This is a genomic window from Marinomonas sp. 63XJN7_7_ISO-PGPR-S23-202, assembly GCF_056173505.1.
The window spans coordinates 1025840-1051264 of record NZ_CM149677.1 but is presented as its reverse complement, the minus strand read 5'-3'; the positions used below and the strand labels follow the sequence as shown (position 1 = coordinate 1051264).

Sequence of the window (25425 nt, the reverse complement as noted above, 5' to 3'; positions counted from 1 at the left end):
TAAAAAGCCATCGAGCAAAAGGCTGATGGCTTTAATAAAAAACAGAGAATAAGTAATAAAAACTAGAGCGTTTTTATATGTTCTCTCAATGCATCGAGATCATCTTGCGTATCCACACCATGGGGCGGTAAGCCAGACGCTTGTGCCACTTGCACCTTGATCCCTTGATGAAGAAAACGCAGTTGTTCAAGCTTTTCCCATTTTTCCAAAGGCGACATGGGTAAGGTAGCGTACTTTGCCAATAAGCTGGCACGATAAACATACAAGCCGATATGACGCATAGCAGGAAAGTCTTCCGCTAGCGAGCTTTCATTAGTAGCGTTATCCATAAAGCCATTACGATCCCATGGCATAGGCGCGCGGCTGAAATACAAGGCTCGGCCTTGCTCATCACACACAACCTTTACCACATTGGGATTGAAGAAGTCTTCCGCATCATGAATTTTACATGCAATGGTGGCCATTTCAGACGCTGTGTCTTGTGCCAACGCGGCAACAGTCGAATGAATTAGCTCAACGGGTAATAAGGGCTCATCCCCTTGCACATTTACGATGATTTCATCTTGCTGCCAGCCCATTTTTTCCGCCACTTCCGCAAGGCGTTCGGTACCATTTTCATGATCATCTCGCGTCATGACAACAGGCGCGCCAAAGGACTGAGCGGCTTGATAAATCACCTCATGATCGGTGGCGATGGTGACGGTTTTTGCACCAGCACTCAGGGCGAGCTCATATCCCCATTGTAAAACGGGCTTCCCCCCTAAATCCGCCATTAACTTTTTAGGAAACCGCTGAGACGCGTAACGGGCTGGAATCACGATATGAAATTCAGGTAACTCAGCGTGGCTCATTTTTTCTCAAACTCCGGTTGTTGCGCCCATTCATAGGCACTTTCTAACGACATTCGCGTAGCCAAAATCACGTCTGCTACTTCTCGTGCCACACCTTGGCCAGCCGCTTTTGTCAATACAAAGTGACTATGACGCTGAACAAGCACATGGGCATCCGCTGGACAAAACGCCACTCCCACTTTGGGCATGACTTGCAGATCGATTACATCATCCCCCACATAAGCCGCTTGCTCTGGTGCCACACCAAGAGCTGAGGCAATCTCATCAAATGCCTCCGCCTTATTGTGGCAACCGGGGTAAAAGTGCATCACACCAAGGTCGCTCATCCGCTTACGTAGGGGGGCCGAATCTTTCGCGGTAATCACCGCCACATCGATCCCCCATTTAGGTAGCAGCTTCATGGCCACACCATCTTTGACATTAAAGCGTTTTACCTGCTCTCCAGCGTCTGCGTACCATAAGCCGCCATCGGTGAGAACCCCGTCCACATCAAACACGACCAACTTCAGCCCTTGCAGCATACTCACAAGGGACTTGGCGTCTTGTAACGATGGATAACCTGCGAGAAAGTTCTCATCCATGATTAAGCGCTCGTGTCTAACGTTTCAAAGGTTTTCACCAGTTCATCAAGCTGCTTCATCTGCTTTAAGAAGGGGGCTAATTTACCTAATGGCAAAGCACAAGGGCCGTCGCATTTTGCCTGATCTGGTGTAGGGTGAGTTTCTAGAAACAAGCTTGAAAGACCAAGCGACATACCCGCACGAGCCAGCTCGGTTACTTGAGCACGGCGACCATCAGCAGAATCTTCACGACCTCCAGGGCGCTGCAAAGCATGGGTCACATCGAACATCACGGGGTATTCGAATTTTTTCATCTCCCCAAAGCCCAACATATCCACAACTAGGTTGTTGTAACCCATCATAGTACCGCGTTCGCACAACATTAAATGACTGTTGCCCGCCTCTTCACATTTCTTCAGAATGTGCTTCATTTCATGAGGTGCCAGAAATTGCGCTTTCTTGATATTAATCACCGCGCCTGTTTGCGCCATGGCAACCACAAGGTCTGTTTGACGAGATAAGAAAGCGGGCAGTTGAATGACATCCGCCACTTCCGCCACAGGCGCACACTGGAAGGTCTCATGCACATCGGTAATCACAGGCACACCAAAGGTTTCTTTGATTTCTTGAAGAATTTTTAACCCTTCTTCCATACCTGGGCCACGGTAGGAATTGATGGAAGAACGGTTTGCCTTATCAAACGAGCCTTTGAACACATAAGGAATGCCCAAAGCCTCCGTCACTTTGACATGCTCTTCCGCAACACGCATGGCCATATCGCGAGATTCCAGTACATTCATACCACTGAACAATACAAAAGGAAGATGGTTTGCGACTTCAATGTTGTCGCCGATTTTAATGATCTTGTTACCGTGAGACATGGTCATTTTCCTATACATTCAATATGGACGTTCACATAAAACCGCTGTAAACATCAAACATTCATCGACAGCCACAAGGCTTATCGGTCGTAGATTTCCAGCAAACCAGTCAAATTGCCCTGATCGTTGACAACCACCAGCAAGGTGATTTTGTCACGCAGCATTTGTTCTTCTGCTTGGACAATCATGACGTTCTCATTAATGGTTTTCGGTTTTGCTGTCATCAATTCAGACATCGGCTTGTGTATCATCCCTTCACTTTCTTTGAGCATAGCACGACGTAAATCCCCATCAGTGAAGATACCGAGTAAATGGCCTTTGTCTTGAATAATCACCACCCCCATACGACCATGAGTCATCACTGAGATGGCTTCTTTTAACCTGGTCTCTGGCGCACAAACTGGCAAATTGTCTTTATGCATTAAGTCTTTTACACGGGTCAGTAATTTACGTCCTAAGCTGCCGCCTGGATGAAAACGCGCAAAGTCTTGCGGCTGGAAGTTGCGACATTCCATCAAAGCCACCGCCAATGCATCCCCCATAGCGGTGGTCATGGTCGTCGACGTAGTGGGGGCAAGATTATTAGGGCAGGTTTCTCTGTCCACGGAAATATCCAGTACACAGTCACAATGTTTTGCCAACGTTGAGTCGAGATTACCCACCATCGCAATACATGGGTTACCAAAGTCTTTTAGGGAAGGCAGCAAGCGTATCAGTTCCTCAGTCTCCCCAGAAAAGCTAATCAAGAGTAAGACGTCTTGTGGCTGAATCATCCCTAAATCACCATGAAACGCCTCACTAGGATGAAGAAAAAAACTTGGGGTGCCTGTAGAAGCTAGGGTTGCCGCAATTTTTTTACCGATGTGACCGGATTTTCCCATACCACAAATGATGGCGCGCCCTTCGCTCGCAAGAATCATGCGAACGGCTTTGGCAAACTCCTCGGTCACTTGATTGGCAAGGTTCTGCAAGGATTGAGCTTGAGTCGATAAAGTGTGTCGAGCACTCTCGATGAGAGCGTCAGAGTGAATACTCTTAATAGAGGACGTATTGCTCATATGACTTCTCTGAATAATTAAGTGCATTGATTATACAGAGGTCCGCGTGAGTCGCCTACCATCGCAGACACTTTTACTCCAAGCACTGCGATAGCAGACCAAGTTTACAGGGCGGCATCAAGAAATTCGTCTATTCATCGCCCCCCAAGCCTCTTTATTTAAGACAACTTGAGAACTGATGACTCAGTGATTTTAAGAAATCAAAATAGGCATTTTGGCTTAATTTAATATCTGAACCCAGCGGATCCAACACGGCCGTATTAACCTTAGTACCACTTAGCAAGGTCTTCACGATAGCGGGGCTAAATTGTGGTTCACTGAACACACATTTCACATTATGCTCGGTGATTTCTTCACGCAACTCCGCCACTTTTTTCGCGCCAGGCTGACGTTCAGGGCTAACCGTAATGGCGCCAGCATGATTCAATCCATAATGATGCTCAAAATACCCATAGCCATCGTGGAAAACGATGTAAGGCACACCATGAACGGCTTGCATGGCTTTTTTAATTTGTGCGTCCGTCGCCGCCAACTTGGTTTCAAAGGTTTGTAAATTAGCCTGATAATAACTGGCATTAGCAGCATCCAACTTGGACAAACGTTTGGTCACGGCTTCTGCTAACACTTTGGCATTATTAGGCAACATCCAGACATGTGGATTCACCCCTTCATGGTGATGACCGTCATCGTGATGATGTTCTTCGTGGTCTTCATCATGATGGTCGTCCTCATGGTGATCAACCTCTTCCATATGTCCATGATCCTCTTCGTCACCATGATGATGGTCATGATCATGCCCTTTGGCAAAGTTCTCGAGTGTCATGCCATTCAAGGTTAACCACTCAATAGAGGATTTTTCTTTACCCGCATTTTCCAACGGTTTCTCCAGAAAACGCTCTAGAGACTCACCGACCCAAACCACCACATCCGCTTGGCCTATTTTACGCAAGTCAGAGGGGCGCATGGCAAAATCGTGAGGAGATGCCGTACTAGAGACAATTTGTTCAATATTCGCACGGTCTCCAGCAATGGCTTCCACGACCATAGACACAGGTTTAATACTGGTTACGATCGTTGGTTTCGCCAACACAATAGGCGATAACACCGATGCACTAAGCGCCATCAATAGCTTATTCATTACTTACCTCAATCCTATTAGATATAAATTACGTTATAACGTAACAGTATAGTAAAGAATAATGATTTTCAAGTCACATCCCTGTGCTATGACCTACTCCATCAAAATCACAAAAATAGTATTAGGAGGTTAGTTCAAACGCTAAAGAATTAATGGCAATAGGACGCACCACCAAGCCAGCTCGTTGACCGATCGGCACCTTCGCATTCGGAAACACAATGGCATCGCCTGTTTTCGCAATGCGATATCCACCAGCTGAAGAAGTCGCCAGCTCATAGCCTTCTTCAAAATCAGTGAAGTTTTCCTCATCTTCTGCAATGGTCAGCTGATAATCATCGCCATTTTTTACCAAGGCATCTTGAACGGCAAAGACTTCAATCGACGATAAATCACCCTGTGCTAACGTCGCGTCTTCTAACAAGGTGATTAGCGCTTTTTGTATCTGCTTAAAACTCGATAAGTCATTTTCACCAAAAGGGTGCACTTTACCTAATTCAATCGTAAAGCTATTGGCGCGGTGAACCGCATAGGAATAATAAGAAAAGGTGGTGGTTGGCTGGTGCGACAAAAGAACAGCTTCAATCCCCGAGGCGGCTAAAAAACCAAACTGGGCATGTTGATAAACGGGCTCTTCCATAAAAGGATGCACCGCAAATTTTTCGTATTTAGAACCACGGATAGCAGTATGTAGATCATAGTGTAATCGTAACGTGCCATGGGAGTCTTGCGCATAAAAATCGCTCACGGCCTTCTCCAGTTGTTCTGCTCGTCGAGCTTCACTGCTTCCAAGACCCTCTTCATTCGCTAAATAAGTTTGCCAAGCCCCATTAAACAGACGGTTTAAATTCACTTCACAAAATCGGGTGGCTTGATTAGCTGACACCGGGTTACCAATCAGCACCAGTAAGCGTATCCCTAAAGACAGCTTACCCGATAGAACGTCTTTTACCAGCTGGTTCACCAGCTCTATCGGCCCTGTTTCATTGCCATGAATCCCTACCGACAAAACCAAACTGACTGGATCATTAGATAACCGAGTAGACATCGGTTCAAAACGAAAAATCCCTGTGTCCACGACAGAACCAACCCCACCCGGAAAAGTAAATTCAAACGGATCAAGATGCGTTGGGTTAGACAGCGTCAGGGCTAAAATATCGTTATCAGAAATCTGCACAGTATCATGTCCCATAATGATTAAATGTTTCTAAGCACAATGCTTACACCGCTATGATAAGGCTTTCTTAATTCATGACTCAACCATTACGCAATCTATTCGCCCTTTCCCTCGAAAAGGCACGCATTTTCCCAACTTGAGATGATTATCCCTTTTCATCCCGGTACTTTTTTTGCAAATGCTTTTCTTTCACAGCAAATGCCGATACCCTTTAATGGGTGCGCTTTTTAATAGCCAATTCACTTTATTACCTGAGAACCTTATGTCTGCCACCGATGAAATCATTACACTTGTTGATAAAAACAACACAGTTATTGGCGAAGTTGCACGCCGCTTAATGAAGTTTGGTGAAGATTACCACCGTGTTACCTATATCCTTGTCTTTAATACCAGAGGCAACTTACTCGTTCAAAAACGCACAGATAATAAGGCCTTTTGTCCCGGTTTTTATGGTGTCGCGACAGGCGGTGTAGTTGAAACTGGGGAATCCTATATAGAGTCTGCTCATCGCGAACTAAAAGAAGAAATGGGCTTTGATGCAGACCTTATTTCCCATGGCGTTTTTTATACAGAAGGCACAGGGTTCAAAATCTGGGGTAAAATCTATAGCTGTTGCTATGATGAAAGTATTCACGGTCCGTTGGTATTACAAGCTAAAGAAGTGGCTTCCGTACACGAAATGGGGATCGATGAAATATTGAACAATCATAAGCAATTGCCCTTTACACCGGATTCATTGGACGCCTTATATCATTATGCCCATAAACTCACCGCTCCGTCGCCTAGTGACCCAGAATAAATTCCTCATAGGAAAAACACTCGTTAAACATGCTTATTTGAGTGTCTTCTTCACCTTTTTTTGCCTACCCGCATTCGCCCAAGAACGCTGGCAAAATGATGCCTATATTACGAAAAGTTTTATTAAGATTGCCCTTGAGCGAGAGTACAAAGAAACCAAACACCCTAGATTGGTACGTTGGGAAAAGCCGATTGCTGTTTACTTCGAAAGTGATACCGGTGACGCAAAGCTACAACTTGACCTACTCACGGTTCAAATGCGCCACCTTGCCTATATTTCAGGCATGCCCATCCATTTTACCAAACAAGCAAAGAAAGCAGGCATTCTTGTCATTTTTACGCGGTACAAAAATGTTGAAAACAAAGTTCGTCAATACATTGGCAACCCAGATAAAATACGCAAAGCGCTTAACGAAGCCGTTTGCTTGGGTAATTTCCGTATCAATAAGCGCCATGAGATCACCAGTGGTATCATTATTATTCCCGTGGATTACGCACGAGAGAAAGCACGCTTATTAGACTGTGTGGTGGAAGAAATCACCCAATTACTTGGCCTACCTAATGATTCCGATGAGGTTTTTCCTTCCGTATTTAACGATCACAGCATTGATACCTACCTAAGCCCATTAGATTACATTCTGTTAAAAGCTCTTTACTCCCCTCACTTAAAACCTGGCATGACGGTAAAACAAGTCAAAGCCGCGTTTCCCAGCGTACTCAAGGACCTACATAAATCAGGTGATATTGAACACGCTCTACAGCGAGTGCAAATTCACAGCTTGAGACGTTATGTGGGCGACTAATGCATGCGATAAATCAATGCAATTGGTCTTTATCTCACTATTTGGCATAAATTAGGTTTATTGAATCTGCTTTTCTAAATCAACTTAGGTAAAATGACACAACTTACAATTTCCAGTGGAGAGTCTGAATGTTTCCTGAGCTCAAAAATGATCGCTTTTTACGCGCCCTACTCAAACAGCCAGTCGATACCACCCCCGTCTGGATGATGCGCCAAGCTGGCCGCTATCTCCCAGAATACCGTGCAAGCAGGGCCACAGCAGGCGACTTTTTAAGTCTGTGCAAAAATGACGCTTTTGCTTGTGAAGTGACACTGCAGCCCTTGGAACGCTACGACCTAGATGCGGCGATTTTGTTTTCAGACATTTTGACCATTCCTGACGCCATGGGGTTAGGGCTGTATTTTGAAACAGGTGAAGGCCCAAAATTCAAGCATACTATTCGCTCCCAAGCGGATATGGAAGCGCTTCCTGTTACTTCAGCGAATGACCTAGATTATGTCATGAAAGCCGTCACCACCATTCGTCATGCCTTGAATGGCCATGTGCCGCTGATTGGCTTCTCTGGAAGCCCATGGACACTGGCAACCTATATGGTAGAAGGCGGTTCCAGCAAAGACTTTCGCCACATCAAAGGCATGATGTACCAAAACCCTGAGGTGTTACATGGCTTGCTAGACAAACTCGCACAATCCGTTACCGCTTATTTGAATGGACAGATCAAAGCGGGTGCCCAAGCGGTACAAATTTTTGATACCTGGGGGGGCGCTCTAAGTGGTCCAATGTATCAACAGTTCTCTTTGCTTTACATGAAACAAATTCTAGACGGGCTAATTCGTGAGCACGAAGGTAGACGCATTCCTGTCATCATGTTCACTAAAAATGGCGGACAATGGTTAGAAAACATGGCAGCAACTGGACCCGATGCGCTGGGTTTGGACTGGACAACCGACATTGCCGAAGCCCGCGCACGAGTAGGCGATAAAGTAGCACTACAAGGCAATATTGACCCTTGTGTTTTATACGCTGATAAGGACGTCATCGAACGGGAGGTGGAATTAGTACTGTCCGGCTACGGTCACGGCACAGGTCATGTATTTAACCTCGGCCATGGTATTCATCAGTTTGTTAACCCTGATCACCCTAAGTATCTGATTGATGCGGTCCATGAATTAGGCAGAAAATATCACGAGCCACTGTCTGAAGACTTGGACGCTCTGAATAATTTGGACTAACTTAGGCGTTTTAACAAGTAAACGCCACCTATAAAAAAATAGCCATCGTAGTGAGCAACACAATGGCTATTTTATCCTATCGAATTTCACTCAACTTCTCCTCGATTCAGCAAATGTCCGTTGAGTAATCAGGCAGCAAGCAGATCCAGTAAGCGACGCGCGCACAATTCATCTACCTTACGCTTTTGCTCACTCCATTTACCGTTACGTTTACGCACAACACAATGAAACGATTCATTCACATAGCAACAGACATGGTCATAACCATATTGGTCCAACCAAGATAAACGCCCTAGAGATTGATCATGATCTACCGCTAAAACAACAAAACGCAGCTGTAATGGACACTTTTCTTGTTGCAAAAAAAGCGTGACGAGACTTTGCGGTGTCACATGCTGAGACAATCGAACATTCGCCCGCTCAAAAAGAACGGAGCGAATATGCTTGATAAAGCCATCTATCCCCCGTTCAAACGCCATAATTCCCTCTAATTCACTCATACCTCCTCCCCTCTGATTCCCATTCAGCAGAATTAATATAGCGCATAATTCACGATCAAGTGGCGACTTTTACAAGAGAGTGTTACTTTTAGCCTATAGAACCTGTTTTGTATGGAGAGAAAGATGAAGTTAATTACAGCGATTATTAAACCCTTCAAGCTAGATGAAGTCCGTGAAGCCCTGTCTGAAATAGGTATTAGCGGCATAACGGTAACAGAAGTAAAAGGGTTTGGCCGCCAAAGAGGTCATACAGAACTATACCGTGGCGCAGAATACGTCGTCGACTTTCTACCAAAGGTAAAACTGGAATTAGCCGTTGATGATGGTGAGTTAGACAAAGCCATTGAAGCCATTAAAAACAGCGCCAACTCCGGTAAAATTGGGGATGGTAAAATATTTGTGTCTGAGCTTGAACAAGTCATTCGGATTCGCACGGGTGAAACGGGTGCAGATGCGATTTAAGAGTAACCAATGTTAAGTAATGCATTATTCCTTAATGTACGGCGATTAAGAGTTGGCGTGCATTAAGGCAATCCGTTATAGAATATACTAGATCTACTTAATACCCCCAAAGCTCAGTGGTAGCAAGTCCTCTAGCAGCGTTACACTTTAAAACTAGGTAAATTTCTTCATGGTTTTGAGATTAACGTTAAAACTACAGAAGTCTAGGTACTGATTAAATTCTTCCACCAAGAGCTAACGTCAAAGAGTTATTAATATGTTGCTCAAGTTTCGTGCGACATAGATCTAAGTCTCCAGCTGCGAGGGGACGAAGAAAAGATAAGTGCTCATTTATCACTCGATGACCATTGAATGGCGTGACTTGAATTCGGGACTGTACAGCCATACGTATTTTAATTGCGGTAATACGGTAAACGTTATCAACAAGCGCATTCATTCCTGCCCCTACTATTTGTGAATGCATATCCCAGTCAAGTTCTTGTATAACTTTAAAGGTGGTCTCATCATCCGGCATATCACTAATGCGCTCAAGAAGCTCTTCGTGTTTTCGTATCCAACCTTCCACCTTTGATTTCTGTATTGCTGCTGCGAACCTTTCCAGAGTTCCAACCTCAATTAACCTGCGTAATTCATAGGCATTACGAACAAAAGTTATGTCTAAACTCGGAACCATTAGTCCACGTTTAGGCAAAGTTTGAAGTAGACCTTCTGCTTCTAATCGAGAGACCGCTTCTCGGACGGAACCTAATGTCGAGTCGGTCAACTCAACGAGTTCTCGTTGAGATACAACCTGTCCAGGAGTCAATGCGCCAGTATTAAAAAGTGCCTCAATACGTTCGTAAGCCGTTCTTCGTAAAAGCGGGCTATCTAACGTTTTAAAGCCTGTCGTATGTTTGTCATTGGTATCACTTTTCATAAGCATAGTATTCCTCAAAGATAGGAAAGTAGCAAACATTAAATTGACATGTTAGATATATGTTAGTACGTTTACTACTCAAAAATAATAAACTAAGAGGATGAGACATGTTTTTAAATATATCTTGCAGAAAGGCTCTTATTACCTTGGCTATGATGACAGCTGTGATAGGAAGTGCTCAGGCTATTACGCTGCGATTCGCTACAACTCTACCAGAGGCTGATAATCCTGAAACACACGCCATGAATGCCTTCAAAAAATATGTAGAATTCCACTCAAATGGAGATATTGACGTGCAACTGCTGCACGGTGGTGTCGGCGGGGACCGGGAATTACTGGAAAATGTTAAGAATAATATTTTTCAAATGACAGCAACTACGGATGGAGCATTAGCCTCTTTTTATCCAAAGGTTCAGGTGTTCTCTATACCCTACCTTTTCAGTTCTGTACGTTCAGCAATGACGTTCATGAATCAATCTAAAGTAATGAAGAGCTTTGTTTCTGATGTTGCAAAAACCACAGGCTTACAGATCGTGGGATTTGCTGCAGATGGTTTTCGAAATTTTGTTAATAACAAACATCCGATTCGTACACCAGCAGATGTTAAAGGCCTGAAATTACGATCAATGGAAAGCCCTGTAATGATTTCTCTTATGAAAAGTCTGGGCGCAGCGCCAACACCGATTCCTTTTCCTGAAAGCGCTATGGCAATTCGCCAAGGCGTAGTTGATGGGGGAGAAAACCCACCCTCAACTATTATCAATGGTGGATGGGCTGATGTTATTAAATATATGTCTCTTGATGAGCATACTTTCTCTGCCGTGTTTGTTTATGCAAATGAAAGCTTTCTAAACGGGCTAAGTGATCAAGACCGGCGCGCAATTCTCGATGGAGTACAACTTTATACTTCGATCATGTTAGCGGGTAAAGGTGAAGGCTATCTAAACGATACCCAGCGTATTCGCGATAAGGGCGTTAAAGTTTACATCAATACAGCTGCTGAAAAAGCAGAGTTTCGCCAACAAACACAAAAGCCTGTTTTAGAATTTTTGTCTAAACAACTAGGTGCTAAATATGTAGATAATTTCGTTAAAGCAGTGCAAAAAACTGAAAGCACACTTTATAAGACTAACTAATTATTTGATTCAATAAATGCCCCAGCCAAAAGACATTGACTAGGGCAGAATTATTTAATAGGAATTTACCATGATGACGAAAAAAAAACAGTCTAATACAGTGACTAATTTCTTGCATTTTAGCACCTTACTAGCACGTGTTAGTGATGTGATATCTGCTAGTATTTTAGCGATGATTATTATCATTAATTTTTTATCCATTATTGCCCGTTATGCATTTAACTCGCCTATTGGCTGGAGCGAAGAATTTATGCGGTATGGAATAATATGGGGTGTCTATATCGCAGCTGGAACTACATTTCGTTATAGCGAACAAATGGCAATTGATCTTATTGACTTGGTCCCTAATATTACTATCCGCAGGCTCGCTGCTACATGCTCTTTAATCGCAACACTAGCTCTTTCAGCCGTTATCGTATCAGTTGGTTTTGTATTTATTTTGAATACGGGACAAGTATCACCTTCAATGCGTATTCCCATGTGGATTCCATATAGCGCAGTGGTTATAGGTTATTTGTTAATTGCTCTACAAGCCGTAGCGGCTTTTGTGGAATCGATTATTAAACCTTCTAATCAAATAAGAGAGTCATTATGAGCCCTATGCTTGTTTTCATCAGTTTTTTCTTTCTAGTTCTGATCGGGGCCCCTATTGCCATTGCTTTGGGATTGACTGGTGCATTGTCTACTTGGTTTTCCGGTATTCCAATGGTGCTTATTCCAACTCGCTTCTTTAGTTCGCTTGATAATTTTTCATTACTAGCCGCACCATTTTATATTTTTGCGGGTGAGTTGATGAACAGAGGAGGAATAACAGAAACGTTGATTACTGCGGCAGCAAAAGTTACTCGTACTATTCGAGGTGGAGCAGCTTATGCCAACATACTTGCTTCAGTCTTTTTTGCAGGTATATCAGGGACAGCGATTGCCGATACAGCCGCTTTGGGGAAAATATTCATTAACGGAATGCCGAAACAAGGCTACAGCCGTGAGTTTTCAGCAGCAGTTACTGTAGCAAGTTCAATGATTGGGCCTATCATCCCTCCTTCAGTGATCATGATCGTATACGCTTCAGTTGCTCAAGTTTCAATAATCAAATTATTTATTGCAGGTATTGTACCCGGACTTTTGCTTGGTCTTGCTTGTGCTGTAGTGGTCTTTATAACGGGTATTACAAAAGGTCTGCCAAAGGGTGAGATTAAAGCTGTCGAAAAGACTGGCAGTAAATTGGCATTTGAAAGCTCACTTGTTTTTTCTATCCCATTATTCATCGTTTTTGGCACACTTTCTGGAGCCTTCACTGCAACTGAGGCAGGAGGTGTCGCCTGTGTATACGCAATGTTACTTGGTATCTTTCTTTTAAAAACGCTTAATAGTAAATCGATTTTTGAATCACTTAAGCATTCAATGCGCACAACATCGATACTCTATTTGGTGATAGCAGGCGCTTCAGTTCTATCTTATATACTCACAATTACAGGGGCTATTGGGGAAATACGTGGGCTAACATCATTTTTTTCTAACGATCCGACTATTTTTTTGCTGTTTATTCTCGTCGTGCTCTTGATTGCAGGTTTTTTTCTTGAACCCGGTGTTCAAGTTCTATTGCTTGCCCCCATATTTTTGCCAATTTCTAGGGCATTAGGAATAGATGAAATGCAATTCGCAATGGTCTTTCTTTTATCTGGAACCATCAGTTTAATAACACCACCCGTCGGAATTTGTTTGTTCGTAGCTGCACAAATAGGCGAAATTCCAATAGGCCGAATGTTTATTGCCGTCTTACCTTTTCTTGTCGCTCAGGTCATAGCAATAGCTCTATTAATCTTTTATCCAAGTCTATCAACTTTCCTACCAAATTTAGTGGAGTAAACAATGACAAATAAAAAAATACTCGTTTTAACGGAACAATTTACCAACCAATGCCCCTTGTTTGACCCTTTACGAGACGCGGGTTATGACGTCGTTATAAATGAAACAGGTCGGCTACCTTCTGCTGAGCAACTCAAAGGGATGTTGGCTGACAATGTAGTAGCAACCATAGCGGGAGGTGAACCTTATTCATCTGAAGTTATTGCATCGGCATCATCTTTGAAAATTATCGCTCGATGGGGCGTTGGTTATGATCAAGTTAATGTATCTGCAGCGACATCAGCAGGAATTCCTGTTGCCATGGCATTTGGTGAAAACCATGAGAGCGTCGCTGAATATGCACATGCCATGGCATTGGCATTGGCATGTGGCATTGGTCGTCGTGATGCCATGGTCAAAAATGGCGAATGGGGTTTTGATGGATTTCACCCCGGACTTTGGGGACGAACGGCCGGCTTGATCGGTCTGGGTCGTATTGGTAGGGCTATGGCCCGGCGCTTAATAGGTCAGGGGATGACTGTGCTGGTTGCGGATCCACAACTGAGTCAAGATGCAGCCACAGCAGCTGGGGTTAAAATTGTAGATTTAGACACACTATTAGCACAATCTGATTTAGTGTCTATTCATGCCCCTTCCATACCAAGCACACGCCATATGATGAATGATAAAACCTTTGCAAAAATGAAGAGGGGGGCAATTATTGTTAATACCTCTCGCGGACCACTAATAGATCAAGCCGCACTTTTACGTGCGTTAAAAAGTGGTCACATAGGAGGAGCTGGGCTTGATGTATTTGAAATAGAGCCACTCCCTGAAAATGATCAGTTACGTAAACAGAGCAATGTGATTCTAAGTCCACACGTATCAGGTATGGATCAAATGGCTGAAGAGCGAGTGACTAAACGTTGTGTCAATAATATTTTGACATGGTTACATGGTACTCCATCCGATTTAGTTCCTTATGTAATAAACCCAGAAACATTATCTTTGAAGGAAAACACCAAGTGACTATTACTGTAGACGGAATTATTCCGGTTATGCTGACCCCATTTACACAAAATAATAAAGTCGATTGGAATGGCTATTCTCGCCTGATTGATTGGTATCTTGAAAATGGGGCAACAGCCCTATTCGCTGTCTGCCAATCTTCCGAAATGCAATTTCTTAGCCTTGAAGAACGTATAGAATTAGCAAAATTTACCGTAAAACAAGTGTCTGGAAAAGTGCCTGTCGTGGTATCTGGTCATGTATCAGATCAATTTTCTGACCAGGTCCATGAGCTTAATGCAATGGTAGAAACTGGTGCTGATGGCGTGGTTTTGGTCACGAATCGTTTAGCAGCAGAAAACGATACATCAGATACACTTCGTCGCAATGTTGACACCTTAATTAACGCCCTTCCTGAAGATATCACTCTTGGTTTATACGAATGCCCCGCCCCTTATCGCCGTTTACTCAGTGATGATGAATTACTACATTGTGCTCAAACTGGTCGTTTCTCATTATTAAAAGACGTGTCTTGCGATTTAGATATTGTGAAACGTCGCATTGCCTTAGTGAAAGATACACCTTTAGGCATAGTGAATGCCAATGCTGCGATTGCGTGGCCAGCAATGCAAGCCGGATCAACAGGTTTTTGTGGTGTATTTAATAATATTCACCCAGACCTTTATGCATGGTTATACCATCAAGGTTCCACTTCCCCTGAATTGGCTGAAGAGCTAGCAACTTTTTTAGTTCTCGCTGCACAAGCTGAAATGATGGGATACCCTAAACTGGCTAAGCATTATCATCAAAGACTTGGGACTTTTTCTGAAGCTGTAAGCCGAGTCCAAGATTACGATATTTTTGAGCGCTTTTGGGGAGCTTCCCCCATTTTAGATCGTATTGCTCAAGGTAGCGATTTTTACAGGAGCAAAATTTCAGACTTAGTCAAATGAGTATTACAATTTTTGACTCAATTAATTTGGACATAAACAACCGATGCAAAAGAGCCTCCAATCCTTGACCAAAAAATCACGTAGGTATTTATTTCATTACACGAGGAGAAAAAGAAGCCAATCAAGCAGTTACATTGCATGAAAATACAACTTTAATGCTAGCTAGTTATCCTAGCTAGCATTAAGCCGAGCCTCTTATTTATTCACTACAACTTAATCATTACCCTATATCTGGCACATTAATTGACGCTGTTCCAAGGTAACGGATTTGACATGTTTCTACCTGACGGAATATGGCAATAATCACCATACCGATAACCAAATAAATCATCCCTGCTGCAAGGAATATTTCCATTGGCGCAATTAGGTACGAGCAATAGTAGTTCGTGCCATCCTCGTCAAATCCAGTATTGTAATGGTACACGCTACAGCAAGGCCCTTTAGCACCTCTACTACATCTGTAAATGTCTCATGTGTATCAATAAGTCTAGCGCAGGGGCTTTCAACATTGTTTATTACCTTTTTAAATTTCCGCTTAACTTTTATTTTGGGTGTTAAAACACACACAGCGTCAACATCCAATTTTTACGCTTTACGCCATAGAAGAGCCATATAGACAAGATCGAAGATCTCCAACATAACACCATGATGCAAAGGGGGCGTATTCTCAATTATTTTCGCCACAGTTGTCTTTTATTCCTGTCCGATTGAACAGGTGGATAAGCCTGAATCTGCAAGTTTTTACGCTCATCTCTTGGAGTGAGTCCAAAAAAGCCCTTATAAGTGGTACTAAAATGGGGTGCCGTAGTAAAACCACATTCGAACCCCACCTCCATAATCGACTTGTCTGTTTTCATTAAAAGCTGCTTAGCGTGCTTAAGGCGTAACTCGAGATAGTAACGGGATGGCACAACGTCCAGGTTTTGTTTAAAAAGCCGTTCTAAATGACGTCGCGATACACCAACATGGTAAGCAATGTCATCCGAAGAAAGAGGCTCACGAATATTCGCTTCCATCAACTGCACCGCTTCCACCAACTTAGGTTGTCCGGTTCCAATTCTCGCTTGCAATGGGATTCTCTGTGGGTCGTCATGCATACGAATGCGCTCACAAACAAACTGCTCTGAAATACTACTGGCCAATGTCATCCCATGTTGCTTACCAATCAAAAACAACATCATATCCATGGCAGCAGATCCCCCACTACAGGTAAAGCGATCTCGATCAACCTCAAACAGGTGATTCGACACAATGATGTTAGGAAACTCATCACGCAAATTCGCCATATCCCACCAATGAATGGTCGCACGATAATCACTTAACAGCCCGGATTTGGCTAATAAGTAACTTCCCGTACAAATCCCACCAAGACTAACACCTTGCTTCGCTTGTTTCTTCAGCCAAATTTCTAAACTTTTACTTTCGTTTTGTGTCACAGGGGAGGCTCCACACACAAAAATGGCATCTAGATCCTTTGGTGCGTCATTAGTTAAGTAGTCGGTAAGCGTGCTAATACCCGTGTTAGAAGGAATTGACTGTTTCTCATGACCAATCGTACAAAAGCCATAAAGCTCTTTTCCTGTCACCCAGTTCGCCATATGTAAGGTTTCAATGGCAGAAGAAAATCCCAACATAGAATAGTTCGGCAACAGCAAAAAACCGTACTTTTGTGGTTTTTTGCTCGCCTGCATGATTTCTCGTGATGCGAATTCGTTCTTGTACAATTTATTATCCTGCGATAAGTAGATAAATTAGAGCATTATTTCGTTTAAAATGGATGTCGACATGATGATTTGCTAAAAACACACATTTTCTAGTGAATGATACCAGACACAGCAAACAAATGTCGCAATCACGAAATTAATATAGTTTTAGTAGAGTATACTTTTATTAATAGACACTCGCATTAAAAACTAAAAGTTTCGTTATTCGCTAACTACAGCTAGCTTTATCAGAATCAGAACGCCAAATGAGGAAAAGTTCTAATGATCGACAACAAAAAAAGCGAAATAATAGATCGCATTGAAGCTGAAATCAGAGACAACTTTAGTGCGAGTGAAGCCCAATACATCAGCAATCTAACGCGCCTTTACTTTCGGGATGCTTTAGAAGAAGACATGATCAATGAGCCCATAGAGAATTTATACGGCACCATCATTTGCCTATGGGACTTTTTACAACTGCGAACGGGCAATCAACCTAAAGTTCGAGTATACAACCCTAACTTTGAAGAGCACAGCTGGCAATCCACTCATACTGTCATCGAGATCCTAACCGATGATATGCCTTTCTTAGTGTCTTCCTTTAACATGGCGTTAGTTCGCCTTGGACACACCATCCATTTAACGGCACACCCTGTCATCCAAGTTAAGCGCAATAAAAAAGGGGAATTGGAAGCCGTAGCCGAAAACACCCGAGGCTTCACCACAGAAGCCATGATGCGCTTTGAAATTGATCGTCTATCCGATACAAACTTACTTGATGACATTAAAGAAGAGCTGCTTAACAGTTTAGCCGACGTAAAAAAAACCGTCGCAGATTGGTCACTCATGCAAAAGAAACTCAACGAAGCCATCGCTGAGTCAGAAAAAATCTCACATTTAAAAGATAAAGATAGCCATCAAGAAAACTTAGATTTTCTACGTTGGGTTGGCAACAACCACTTCACTTTTATCGGCTTCCGAGCTTACGACCTCGTTAAAGAAAAAGAGGAAACACACCTTAAATTAGTCGATGGTTCTGGTCTTGGTACTTTCCGTGATACCAATGATAAGAAAGTGAAACGTGACATTGTCTTAAATGATGATCTCGCCGCTCTAGCGGTAGATCCGGATAATATTCTGATCTTAACCAAATCGACCGCCATCTCCACCGTTCACCGACCTGTTCACCTTGACTACCTTGGTATCAAACGTTTTGATAAAAAAGGGGAAGTCATTGGCGAGTGGCGTTTCTTTGGTCTGTACTCCTCCGCTGCTTATATCGCGCGCATGCAAGACGTTCCGCTGCTTCGTAAAAAGTTGGCGCATATTATTGAAAAAGCCAATGTGGATCCAAACAGCCACAAAGGCAAAAATTTAAAACACATTCTAAACAGCTACCCACGTGACGAAATGCTACACGCTCCCGTGGAAGAGCTTTACGGTACCATTGAAAGAATCCTTACGATCCAAGAGCGTCGTCAACTACGAGTGTTTATCCGTAAAGACATTTATGGTCGTTTCTTAAACGCTTTGGTATACGTACCGCGTGATCGTTACAACACTGAAATCCGCATCAAAATGCAAGACATCTTGATGAACGCTTGCAACGGCACCAGTGCTGAGTTCAATGTCCAATTCTCGCAAATGGTGTTGGCCCGCGTTAACTTCACCATCCAAATTGCCGACCCAAAAAACAGCCCAGATGTCGATGTAGACGACATTCAACGCAAAATGCAAGAAGCAATGAGTTCCTGGGATGATAAGTTACTCACCGCACTACAAACCAGCAATGGAGAAGAAGGCGGTAATAAACTGTACGCACAATACACACCTTACTTACCCGCCGCTTACCGCGAAGATTTCTCCCCCAATGCCGCTATATTAGACATTGAACGCTTAAATTCGTTAGCTGGCGAAGGCGATATCAGCACTCATCTGTACCGCCAAGTAGGGCAAAGCAAAAACCACTATTTCTTTAAAGTCTATGGCTCTGGCACCACGCTAGTATTATCAGACGTTCTCCCTATTTTAGAATGCATGGGACTACGCGTTTTAGAAGCACGCCCTTATGAGCTAGACAATCATGAAGAAAACATCAAAAACACATGGATCGTCGAATTCGCCATCAGCGTTGATGCGGATGTTAATCTTGAGAAAAAAACGCAACGCGAATCTTTCCAAGAAGCCTTTAGTCAAGTCTTCAGTCGCCGAGTTGAAAACGATCGCTTCAATGCCTTAGTGTTGGACGCTTCCCTCACATGGCGTCAAGTCACCATGTTGCGAGCCTTAACTAAGTATTTGATGCAGTTACAAGTCCCCTTCTCTGTGCAGTACATGCAGCAAACATTAGAGAAGAATGCCAACATAGCCCGCTTACTTGTGCAATTATTCGAGCAACGTTTTGACCCTAGCCAAACCGCTAAGCGCGAAGAAAAAGTTCAAAAACTGCTTGAGAAAATCGAAGCGGCCTTAGACCAAGTCGCCAACCTTGATGAAGACCGTATTTTGAAGCATTACCTGTCCGTTGTGCAGGCAATGATTCGTACTAACTTCTACCAACCCGATGAAAATGGCAACATTAAAGACTACGTGTCATTCAAGCTAGATCCATCCATGATTCCCGCCGTGCCACTACCGCGCCCGAAATTCGAAATTTTCGTGTATGCGCCATGGGTCGAAGGGGTTCATATGCGCGGCGGCAAAGTTGCTCGTGGTGGTTTACGCTGGTCTGACCGTATGGAAGACTTCCGCACCGAAGTGCTTGGCTTGGTCAAAGCACAGATGGTGAAAAACGCCGTGATCGTGCCCAGCGGTGCAAAAGGCGGCTTCGTTGCTAAAAGATTGAAGAAGAATGCCTCTCGTGAAGACATTCAGGCCGAAGTTGTGCACTGTTACACCACCTTTATCAGTGGTTTACTCGATATCACCGACAATCTGGTTCAAAACGAATTGGTCCCACCCGTCTGCGTTGAACGGTATGACGAAGACGATCCCTACTTGGTTGTTGCTGCCGATAAAGGCACCGCAACCTTCTCTGATTTGGCGAACAGCATTTCAGCAAAATACGGCTTCTGGCTAGGGGATGCTTTTGCTTCCGGTGGTTCTAACGGATACGACCATAAGAAAATGGGGATTACCGCTCGTGGTGCATGGGAATCCGTCAAACGTCAATTTAAAGAAATCGGCATCGATTGTCAGACCACCGACTTTACAGCTGTCGGCATTGGCGATATGGCAGGGGATGTATTTGGTAACGGTATGCTGCTGTCCAAACACACCAAGTTAATTGCTGCCTTCAACCACATGCATATTTTCATTGACCCAACGCCAGACCCAGAAACCTCATTCGCTGAGCGTGAGCGCATGTTCAAACTGCCACGGTCCTCTTGGGAAGATTACAATAAAGAGTTGATTTCTAAAGGCGGTGGTATTTTCAACCGTTCGGCAAAATCCATTCCGATCAATGCAGACATTCGTAAAGCCTTAGGTATTGAAGGCAACATGAAATCCATGGCCCCTACGGATCTGATCAACGCCATTCTCAAAGCCCCTGTCGACTTGTTGTGGAACGGCGGTATCGGGACTTATGTTAAAGCTGAGAGCGAAACGCACGCCGATGTAGGCGATAGCGGTAATAACTCGTTACGTGTTGATGGTAAAGAGCTTCGCTGTAAGATTGTTGGCGAAGGCGGTAACTTAGGACTCACACAGCGTGGTCGTATTGAGTTTGCTCAAAATGGTGGCTTAATCAGCACAGACGCCATTGACAACTCGGCGGGCGTGGATAGCTCTGACCATGAAGTGAACATTAAGATTCTGCTAAACCGTGTGGTTGAAAACGGCGACATGACAGAGAAACAACGCAATGCTTTATTGGCTGAAATGACCGACGAAGTAGGCAGCTTGGTATTGCGTCATAACTTGGGACAAAGCCACGTTTTATCGCTTGCGAACTCCCAAGCAACGGAACGTTTAGCTGACCATTGGCGTTTGATTCAATCCTTGGTTCGCGAAGGTCGCCTAAATCGTGAAATCGAATTTCTACCAAGCGATGGACAAATCAAGAAACGTATGAACAAAGGACAAGGCTTAACGCGTCCTGAAATTTCTGTGTTGCTGGCCTACTCTAAGATCAAGCTGTCTGAGCAATTAGTTGAAGACGGTATTGGTGAAGACCCAGACTTGCTGACACAAATACACCAATACTTCCCTCCTCAATTGGGCAAGCGCTTTGACAATCAAATGGCGTCTCACCCCTTGTTGCAAGAGATCATTGCCGGCCACGTTACTAATAATATTGGCAATCGCATGGGCCCCACTTTCAGTACTTACGTACAAGAAGAAACCAGTGCATCGGCCTTAAACCTAGTACGTGCCTACATGGCAGCAGAAGACATCTTTGGTATCCCTGGACTTTGGGATGCAATCAATGACCTGGATTTCAAAGTCGATAATGGTCTCTTAAATAGACTCCTGATTCGCATTCAAAACCTCCTTGAACACGCAACGCTATGGTTACTGCGCAATACTCGAGAAAGCTTGTCTATTCAAAAACTGAAAGACACGTATAAGCCGGGTGTGGAAATCATTCGTGCCAATATGCAAGCCATTTTGACCGAGCCCAGCCAACAACACCTAGCAGACATCACGATGGAACTGATTGAGCAAGGTATCCCTGAGGACATTGCCCATCAAATCTCTTCGTTGCACTACCTGTTCTATGGATTAGACATTATTCGGGTTGCCGCCAACACAGACAAAGAAGTATTGGATGTGGCACAAACCTACTTCGCTCTAGAAATGGATCTTGAGCTACATTGGTTACGTCATAGTGTTAGTGAATTGGTTGCTAGCGACATGTGGCAACGCCGTGCAAAAGCAGGCTTGGGAGATGAAGTTGATAACAGCTTAAGAACCCTCACTCAAGAAGTCATTCAATCCAGCCCTGATATCAAGGAACAGGAGGAAAGGTTGGCCCATTGGCGCGAACAGAACAGCGACAACATTCAGCATTACAGAACGACCTTCGGAGAAATCAAATCCGAGTCGGATTTAACGCTTGCAATGATCACTGTTGCTATTCGTGAGCTGAGAAATCTGATATAAACCAAAGGGCGACTGGTCTCACAGTCGCCCATTTTAACGAGGTATATAAAAGTGACAGAACAAGTAACGAGAGCAACATTTGACGAAGTAATGTTTCCTAACTACGCCCCCTCTGCGATTATTCCAGTGCGTGGCGAAGGCTCTCGCGTATGGGATCAAGAAGGCAAAGAATATATCGATTTTGCAGGCGGCATTGCTGTTACTGCATTGGGTCATTCTCACCCAACATTGGTCAACGTCATGCGCGAACAGGCAGGGAAACTGTGGCATTTAGCCAACGTAATGACCAATGAGCCAGCATTGCGATTAGCGAAAAAGCTAACCGAAAAAACCTTTGCTGATCGAGTCTTCTTCTGCAACTCAGGAGGAGAAGCCAACGAAGCCGCGTTTAAATTGGCTCGTCGTTACGCGTTTGATCATTTTGGTCCAGAAAAAAACGAAATTATCTCTTTCTATCAATCCTTCCATGGACGTACCTTGTTTACCGTCTCTGTGGGCGGTCAACCTAAGTACAAGGAAGGCTTTGAGCCAACACCAAAAGGCATCACTCATAGTCATTTCAACGATATTGAAGAACTCAAATCGTTGATTTCCGACAAGACCTGTGCCGTTGTTATGGAGCCTATTCAAGGGGAAGGTGGGATTATTCCTGCCGACAAAACCTTTGCCAAACAAGTACGCGAGTTATGTGATCAACACAACGCCTTACTGGTATACGATGAAGTACAATCTGGTGTGGGTCGTTCAGGCACTTTCTTCGCTTACGAGCAACTGGGTGTCACACCAGATATCCTAACCTCTGCAAAAGCGTTGGGTAACGGTTTCCCTGTTGCGGCCGTGATTGCAAAAGACCATGTTGCACAAAGCTTTTCCTTTGGCACCCACGGTAGTACCTATGGCGGTAACCCAATGGCCTGCGCCATTGCCGAAGCGGTCATTGATATTATCACCACACCAGAAGTGCTTGATGGTGTTAACAAGCGCCACGACTTATTTGTTGAAGGACTTAACGCCATCAATGAAAAGTACCATGTCTTTAAAGACATTCGTGGTATGGGCTTGTTAATGGGCGCGGAAGTTGTCGAGCAATTTGCGGGGAACGCCAAAGCCTTTTTAACCGCTGCAGCAGAAGAAGGTTTATTTGTACTGGTAGCTGGCCCTAACGTGATCCGTTTTGCCCCTTCTTTGATTATTCCCGAAGAAGACATCAAAGAAGGTCTGGCACGTCTTGAACGAGCAGTGGCGAAAGTACTCGAAGCCAATAAGTAAGCAGCTTGCTCTTATAGTTTTTACAAAAGCTAGCAATGTCTTTAACAGGCATTGCTAGCATATACAAATGTTATAAATATCATGTCGTTACAGTAGCCGGCAAGGTTTCAGCAAAGTTTTTCGCTTGCTGTTTAAAGGCATTGTAATATCGTCCCTGTTCAGACATCAGAGCATCATGGCTGCCTTGTTCTGCTATTTTTCCCTCATCAAGCAAGATAATAGTTTCTGCCGTCCGAGCTAGCGCATAACGGTGAGTAATAAAAACAACCGATTTGTTATGAGTATAACAAATCAGGCTGTTGTAAACCTCAGCTTCTGCAACCGGATCAATGGCAGAAGTCGGCTCATCAAAAATAAAAATATCAGCATCGACTTTCATGTAGGCCCTTGCCAAAGCAAGTCTTTGCCACTGTCCTCCAGAAAGCGATACCCCATCATCAAACCAGTAACCAAGTTGAGTATTTTCCTGAAACCTTAGCCTGCTAACAATATCAGAGGCATGAGCACGATCAATACAATCGGATACAGTCTCCTTTTCATGCATACGAGTAACATCACCAAAGGCTACATTATCGTAAACCGTCATTTGATAGCTTTGATAATCTTGAAAGATGGCTGAAAGTCTCCGGTTCAATGCCGACCTATCCCAGTCTTCAAGTGACGTTCCATCAAGGGTTATACGCCCATAAGAAGGCGTATAAAGCCCGATTATAAGCTTAACTAGGGTGCTTTTTCCTGAGCCATTCGCCCCAAGTATTGCCACACTCGCACCAGGCTTAATGTGCAAATTGATTCCACTTAAGGCAAAACGTGTCTCTTTAGGATACCTATAGCTAACATTTTCAAGCCGGATACCATCGCCAGGTAAACGCCCCTGTTGAACCCCGGATTTGGGCATCTCCTCTTTCATATGCATCAACTCCGCAAAATCACACATATATAGACAATCATCATAGAGAGAGGCAACAGCACTCATCAGTGAAACAATGGACGTCTGAGACTGACGTAGCAACAACATCAACATGGTCATTTCTCCTATGGTAATTTCACCATGAATGGCCCGATATATGCTCCAACCAAACGCCAAATACAAAACCAATTGCCCTATCGAAGAGAGAATAACATTCCAGATAGAACGCCTAAGCGTCAGCTTTTGTTCATGCTGGTATTGATCATAAAAAAGTGTACGAAATCGATTCATCAAGAGCGTAGCAAAACCAAGCACCTTTACTTCTTTAGCGCTGGCCTCGCTAGTTAAAATACTTTCAATATAAAGCTTCATACGGTTGGCTGGAGACTTCCAGAGTAATATGTCAAACAAATCACCATTAAATTTCATATCGGCGATAAGCACAGGTATTGATGCCAGTAATATGGCGACTAAAAGAACGGGCGCGTATTGAAAAAGTATGATTCCGGCAAAGAATGTCGCGATTAAGTAGTGCCCAATTTCAGATGACTTTTTTAGTATACTAAGTGGGCGAGTCTCACTATATTTACGTGTTCGAGTAATGAGATCACATATGGAAGGGTCTTCCATTTGATTGAGCGAGAAGCCCTGTACTTTGGCAATAATTTTTTCACGTACACAGTGCCCCAGTTTGGCTCTTAGCGCGATACTGATAATCGCATCAAACTTGTTAGAACCAAGAAATATAACCGCTAGTAGTGCTTCGGCCAGCAGGTACCACTCTGGATTCATCAACCTGTTCCCGCTGTGAGTGATACTGTCAATAATCTGTTTACTTGTCCAAGCCATCCCTACCGGAATAGCCCCCATCAATGCAGAGGTTACCACTAACCCTTTTAGCATAAGCGGGGATACTTGGTTCCCCAAAACCAGAGCATCTTTCATGCCCCTTAGCATAATAATACGATTTGAGGTTTGCACCATTTATAGACTCCTATCCGATTATTCAGATGACTCTACTGCCAAAAATACAGCCTCTTCGTTACAAACCATCGTCACGACTCTATTTATTAGATAAAATCAACGCAGATAAGAACCACTTCCTCTTGAGCTTTTTTT

22 protein-coding genes are annotated in these 25425 nt (G+C 43.7%); 11 read left to right on the top strand and 11 right to left on the bottom strand.

Going from position 1 to position 25425, the window contains the following annotated elements; all coding sequences use genetic code 11:
- Window positions 1-62: 62 nt before the first annotated feature.
- From kdsB to astE, 6 genes are all read right to left on the bottom strand, one after another.
- On the bottom strand, window positions 63-851 hold the full coding sequence (kdsB, locus tag AC0VYG_RS04745) for a 3-deoxy-manno-octulosonate cytidylyltransferase (RefSeq protein WP_475431193.1): 789 nt from the start codon (window positions 849-851) through the stop codon (window positions 63-65).
- Window positions 848-1432, bottom strand: a complete 585-nt coding sequence (locus tag AC0VYG_RS04740; RefSeq protein ID WP_475431192.1) for a KdsC family phosphatase — start codon at window positions 1430-1432, stop codon at window positions 848-850. Before AC0VYG_RS04740 ends, kdsB begins: the two co-directional genes overlap by 4 nt.
- Window positions 1433-1434: 2 nt before the next feature.
- Window positions 1435-2292, bottom strand: a complete 858-nt coding sequence (kdsA, locus tag AC0VYG_RS04735; RefSeq protein ID WP_475431191.1) for a 3-deoxy-8-phosphooctulonate synthase — start codon at window positions 2290-2292, stop codon at window positions 1435-1437.
- A gap of 80 nt (window positions 2293-2372) precedes the next feature.
- Window positions 2373-3350, bottom strand: a complete 978-nt coding sequence (locus AC0VYG_RS04730; RefSeq protein ID WP_067016758.1) for a KpsF/GutQ family sugar-phosphate isomerase — start codon at window positions 3348-3350, stop codon at window positions 2373-2375.
- Window positions 3351-3504: 154 nt separating this feature from the next.
- The gene (gene znuA / locus AC0VYG_RS04725) at window positions 3505-4488 is read right to left on the bottom strand and encodes a zinc ABC transporter substrate-binding protein ZnuA (RefSeq protein ID WP_475431190.1); all 984 of its coding nucleotides are present in this window, start codon (window positions 4486-4488) and stop codon (window positions 3505-3507) included.
- 121 nt (window positions 4489-4609) lie between these two features.
- The gene (astE, locus tag AC0VYG_RS04720) at window positions 4610-5662 is read right to left on the bottom strand and encodes a succinylglutamate desuccinylase (RefSeq protein ID WP_475431189.1); all 1053 of its coding nucleotides are present in this window, start codon (window positions 5660-5662) and stop codon (window positions 4610-4612) included.
- A 262-nt stretch (window positions 5663-5924) separates the two neighbouring features.
- Between astE and AC0VYG_RS04715 the strand changes: the two genes are divergently transcribed.
- The 3 genes from AC0VYG_RS04715 (at window position 5925) to hemE (ending at window position 8495) form a co-directional block, all read left to right on the top strand.
- Window positions 5925-6461 carry an NUDIX hydrolase gene (locus tag AC0VYG_RS04715; protein ID WP_475431188.1) on the top strand — a complete coding sequence of 179 codons (537 nt, stop codon included), beginning with the start codon at window positions 5925-5927 and terminating at the stop codon, window positions 6459-6461.
- On the top strand, window positions 6418-7263 hold the full coding sequence (locus tag AC0VYG_RS04710; protein WP_475431187.1) for a DUF2927 domain-containing protein: 846 nt from the start codon (window positions 6418-6420) through the stop codon (window positions 7261-7263). Before AC0VYG_RS04715 ends, AC0VYG_RS04710 begins: the two co-directional genes overlap by 44 nt.
- 128 nt (window positions 7264-7391) lie before the next feature.
- Window positions 7392-8495: a uroporphyrinogen decarboxylase gene (gene hemE / locus AC0VYG_RS04705; protein ID WP_475431186.1), complete on the top strand. Its 1104-nt coding sequence runs from the start codon at window positions 7392-7394 to the stop codon at window positions 8493-8495.
- Window positions 8496-8623: 128 nt separating this feature from the next.
- On the opposite strand, the gene AC0VYG_RS04700 is transcribed toward hemE, so the two are convergent.
- Entirely contained in the window at window positions 8624-8995 is a 372-nt protein-coding gene (locus AC0VYG_RS04700; RefSeq protein WP_475431185.1) for a hypothetical protein, read from the bottom strand.
- Window positions 8996-9118: 123 nt separating this feature from the next.
- Between AC0VYG_RS04700 and AC0VYG_RS04695 the strand changes: the two genes are divergently transcribed.
- Window positions 9119-9457, top strand: coding sequence for a P-II family nitrogen regulator (locus tag AC0VYG_RS04695; protein WP_067016747.1), 339 nt, complete (start codon window positions 9119-9121; stop codon window positions 9455-9457).
- 214 nt (window positions 9458-9671) lie between these two features.
- On the opposite strand, the gene AC0VYG_RS04690 is transcribed toward AC0VYG_RS04695, so the two are convergent.
- Window positions 9672-10379 carry a GntR family transcriptional regulator gene (locus tag AC0VYG_RS04690; RefSeq protein ID WP_475431184.1) on the bottom strand — a complete coding sequence of 236 codons (708 nt, stop codon included), beginning with the start codon at window positions 10377-10379 and terminating at the stop codon, window positions 9672-9674.
- Between the two features lie 101 nt (window positions 10380-10480).
- On the opposite strand from AC0VYG_RS04690, the gene AC0VYG_RS04685 reads away from it, so the two are divergent.
- From AC0VYG_RS04685 to AC0VYG_RS04665, 5 genes are all read left to right on the top strand, one after another.
- Window positions 10481-11509 carry a TRAP transporter substrate-binding protein gene (locus AC0VYG_RS04685; protein WP_475431183.1) on the top strand — a complete coding sequence of 343 codons (1029 nt, stop codon included), beginning with the start codon at window positions 10481-10483 and terminating at the stop codon, window positions 11507-11509.
- 70 nt (window positions 11510-11579) lie between these two features.
- A complete protein-coding gene (locus AC0VYG_RS04680; protein WP_475431182.1) occupies window positions 11580-12104 on the top strand; it encodes a TRAP transporter small permease in 525 nt (174 codons plus the stop codon).
- Window positions 12101-13378, top strand: coding sequence for a TRAP transporter large permease (locus tag AC0VYG_RS04675; RefSeq protein WP_475431181.1), 1278 nt, complete (start codon window positions 12101-12103; stop codon window positions 13376-13378). The genes AC0VYG_RS04680 and AC0VYG_RS04675 overlap by 4 nt, the downstream gene beginning before the upstream one ends.
- 3 nt (window positions 13379-13381) lie before the next feature.
- Window positions 13382-14386 (top strand): phosphoglycerate dehydrogenase, encoded by a 1005-nt coding sequence (locus AC0VYG_RS04670; RefSeq protein WP_475431180.1) that lies wholly within the window; start codon window positions 13382-13384, stop codon window positions 14384-14386.
- Window positions 14383-15318, top strand: coding sequence for a dihydrodipicolinate synthase family protein (locus AC0VYG_RS04665; RefSeq protein WP_475431179.1), 936 nt, complete (start codon window positions 14383-14385; stop codon window positions 15316-15318). The genes AC0VYG_RS04670 and AC0VYG_RS04665 overlap by 4 nt, the downstream gene beginning before the upstream one ends.
- A 220-nt stretch (window positions 15319-15538) precedes the next feature.
- On the opposite strand, the gene AC0VYG_RS04660 is transcribed toward AC0VYG_RS04665, so the two are convergent.
- Together AC0VYG_RS04660 and AC0VYG_RS04655 are read right to left on the bottom strand one after the other, a co-directional pair.
- Window positions 15539-15742: a hypothetical protein gene (locus AC0VYG_RS04660; protein ID WP_475431178.1), complete on the bottom strand. Its 204-nt coding sequence runs from the start codon at window positions 15740-15742 to the stop codon at window positions 15539-15541.
- Between the two features lie 247 nt (window positions 15743-15989).
- Window positions 15990-17009: a GlxA family transcriptional regulator gene (locus AC0VYG_RS04655; RefSeq protein ID WP_475432522.1), complete on the bottom strand. Its 1020-nt coding sequence runs from the start codon at window positions 17007-17009 to the stop codon at window positions 15990-15992.
- A gap of 294 nt (window positions 17010-17303) precedes the next feature.
- Between AC0VYG_RS04655 and AC0VYG_RS04650 the strand changes: the two genes are divergently transcribed.
- Window positions 17304-22127 carry an NAD-glutamate dehydrogenase gene (locus tag AC0VYG_RS04650; protein ID WP_475431177.1) on the top strand — a complete coding sequence of 1608 codons (4824 nt, stop codon included), beginning with the start codon at window positions 17304-17306 and terminating at the stop codon, window positions 22125-22127.
- Window positions 22128-22178: 51 nt separating this feature from the next.
- Window positions 22179-23396, top strand: coding sequence for an aspartate aminotransferase family protein (locus AC0VYG_RS04645; protein WP_475431176.1), 1218 nt, complete (start codon window positions 22179-22181; stop codon window positions 23394-23396).
- A 79-nt stretch (window positions 23397-23475) separates the two neighbouring features.
- Here AC0VYG_RS04645 and AC0VYG_RS04640 read toward each other — a convergent pair whose 3' ends face one another.
- Window positions 23476-25290: an ABC transporter ATP-binding protein gene (locus AC0VYG_RS04640; protein WP_475431175.1), complete on the bottom strand. Its 1815-nt coding sequence runs from the start codon at window positions 25288-25290 to the stop codon at window positions 23476-23478.
- Window positions 25291-25425 lie beyond the last annotated feature (135 nt).

Bases quoted from the DNA above. Each gene is read 5' to 3' on its own strand.
- AC0VYG_RS04640 (WP_475431175.1), bottom strand. From the start codon at position 25,290: ATGGTGCAAACCTCAAATCGTATTATTATGCTAAGGGGCATGAAAGAT.
- kdsB (WP_475431193.1), bottom strand. From the start codon at position 851: ATGAGCCACGCTGAGTTACCTGAATTTCATATCGTGATTCCAGCCCGT.
- AC0VYG_RS04675 (WP_475431181.1), top strand. From the start codon at position 12,101: ATGAGCCCTATGCTTGTTTTCATCAGTTTTTTCTTTCTAGTTCTGATC.
- AC0VYG_RS04690 (WP_475431184.1), bottom strand. From the start codon at position 10,379: ATGCTTATGAAAAGTGATACCAATGACAAACATACGACAGGCTTTAAA.
- AC0VYG_RS04685 (WP_475431183.1), top strand. From the start codon at position 10,481: ATGTTTTTAAATATATCTTGCAGAAAGGCTCTTATTACCTTGGCTATG.
- AC0VYG_RS04700 (WP_475431185.1), bottom strand. From the start codon at position 8,995: ATGAGTGAATTAGAGGGAATTATGGCGTTTGAACGGGGGATAGATGGC.
- AC0VYG_RS04740 (WP_475431192.1), bottom strand. From the start codon at position 1,432: ATGGATGAGAACTTTCTCGCAGGTTATCCATCGTTACAAGACGCCAAG.
- AC0VYG_RS04715 (WP_475431188.1), top strand. From the start codon at position 5,925: ATGTCTGCCACCGATGAAATCATTACACTTGTTGATAAAAACAACACA.
- AC0VYG_RS04695 (WP_067016747.1), top strand. From the start codon at position 9,119: ATGAAGTTAATTACAGCGATTATTAAACCCTTCAAGCTAGATGAAGTC.
- hemE (WP_475431186.1), top strand. From the start codon at position 7,392: ATGTTTCCTGAGCTCAAAAATGATCGCTTTTTACGCGCCCTACTCAAA.
- AC0VYG_RS04680 (WP_475431182.1), top strand. From the start codon at position 11,580: ATGATGACGAAAAAAAAACAGTCTAATACAGTGACTAATTTCTTGCAT.
- AC0VYG_RS04710 (WP_475431187.1), top strand. From the start codon at position 6,418: ATGCCCATAAACTCACCGCTCCGTCGCCTAGTGACCCAGAATAAATTC.
- AC0VYG_RS04655 (WP_475432522.1), bottom strand. From the start codon at position 17,009: ATGCAGGCGAGCAAAAAACCACAAAAGTACGGTTTTTTGCTGTTGCCG.
- AC0VYG_RS04730 (WP_067016758.1), bottom strand. From the start codon at position 3,350: ATGAGCAATACGTCCTCTATTAAGAGTATTCACTCTGACGCTCTCATC.
- kdsA (WP_475431191.1), bottom strand. From the start codon at position 2,292: ATGTCTCACGGTAACAAGATCATTAAAATCGGCGACAACATTGAAGTC.
- AC0VYG_RS04650 (WP_475431177.1), top strand. From the start codon at position 17,304: ATGATCGACAACAAAAAAAGCGAAATAATAGATCGCATTGAAGCTGAA.
- AC0VYG_RS04670 (WP_475431180.1), top strand. From the start codon at position 13,382: ATGACAAATAAAAAAATACTCGTTTTAACGGAACAATTTACCAACCAA.
- znuA (WP_475431190.1), bottom strand. From the start codon at position 4,488: ATGAATAAGCTATTGATGGCGCTTAGTGCATCGGTGTTATCGCCTATT.